Origin of the sequence: Campylobacter sp. US25a (assembly GCF_004379075.1) — a bacterium.
GTDB lineage: Bacteria > Campylobacterota > Campylobacteria > Campylobacterales > Campylobacteraceae > Campylobacter_D > Campylobacter_D jejuni.
Map to the genome: position 1 here is coordinate 1 of NZ_RYYM01000053.1, position 1,549 is coordinate 1,549.

The window sequence follows — 1,549 nt, forward strand, 5'->3', positions numbered from 1 at the left end:
ATTAATCTCTCCTATCCATCTAAGCACATTACCCTTATCATCAATCTCTACTTCTAAATCTTTGTATTTGTTGTAAACTCTAGGTTCTAAAATCTCACGGAGATATTTTGTGCCTTTTTGAGTTCTTGTTACCCATATATTATACCCACTCCAATATCTTGGCATATCCCAAGAAGCAGCACTATGCATTGTACTATGGATCGTTTCTCCTTTTTTAAGTTTGGGTAGAGTATTTGCTGTATATTCTTTGCCTTTATAGATTAAAATATCGTCATAATACCCTTTTAAAAATGCATTAGTATAAAAGAAATTATCTCTAAAATATATCCAAGCTTGATATTTATCTTCTTTATAATAAGATAAATTAGTAGGATAGTCTGTTCTTGTATATTTATCTTCCGATCTTGGAGTAATCCCAAAGTCTATATATCCTGCTAAGAATAGTTGCCCTATAATACTTACATACTCACTATTGTAATTTGGTTTTATGGAATTTTTTAAGTTTTCATCTTCTGTGTAAAACAAAGGACAATCCAAGTCATTAAATTCGCATGCATCCTCAAAAATTGATCCTAAAAAATGATCTTCAAAATATTCTAAAATATCTGTTTTCTTAAGGTTTGGAATTTGTAGAAAAAGCTTTATATCTGATTTTTCATCAAAACAAATACCATCATAACCTAAATTGTAAAATATCTCATCAAAATCAGGGAAAAACGAACCGTATTTATGAATTACTTTACCAATCACCATCTTCTTTTGCCTTATTATGGATTACATTATTTGGTTTTTTATTTCCTATATCTATTGCTGAACCACCAGAATCCGATGTTTTTCTTAATCTTATAATAGTTCCATCATCTAGTTTTCTCATTTTTATACCATTTCCCGCATCTGGCAATATTGTCGTATCTTTTGTAATATCCTCCCAAATCTCTTTTATTTGTTTATTATCCTTGACTATATAGACATTATTATTTTCGATAAATTGTTTATAGCCCATTTTATTTAATTCTTTAGAAGTCTTAAGATTGTATTTATTTTTTAATACCTCTATCACTTCTTTTTTGGTGGCATATTTGGATTTTTTCTTAATAATATTTTTTGCATTTTTAGGATTTTTCACTGCACCAAGCATTGCTAAGGCATCACCGATAATGCTGACATTTTCAAGTGAATTTGAAATATCTTCCACTATACCTTCTAATGGGGTAAATAAAGGCTTTATAGCTCCACTTGATTTATTTCTCCATTCCTCCAAATCATCAAATACTATCTCAATAAACTCCCCACTGCCATCTTGTGTTTGTATTCTTATAACATTATCAGGGATGATTTCTTGAGCATTGTTTTCACTAGAACTTATATTATTGCTTTTTGTAGTGTTTGTGTATTTTGTGCCATTATTTATATTTACATCTTTATTTTTTGCTTTTATTTTGTTTTCACTAACCCCATTTACCACCACAAATTTACAAACATAAAGCTCTTGTTTTCTATCTTCATCTTCTAAGATTTCATCTAGTCCTTGTGCGATTTGAAGTTTTAA

2 protein-coding genes are annotated in these 1,549 nt (G+C 29.2%); both read right to left on the minus strand.

The features are described 5' to 3' along the window. Positions 1-753, minus strand: a 753-nt coding sequence (locus tag ELQ12_RS09635; RefSeq protein WP_072222605.1) for a hypothetical protein, incomplete at its 3' end; no start/stop codon positions are given. Beyond that, positions 740-1,549, minus strand: an 810-nt coding sequence (locus ELQ12_RS10785) for a hypothetical protein (protein WP_243834155.1), incomplete at its 5' end; no start/stop codon positions are given. The genes ELQ12_RS09635 and ELQ12_RS10785, both read right to left, overlap by 14 nt.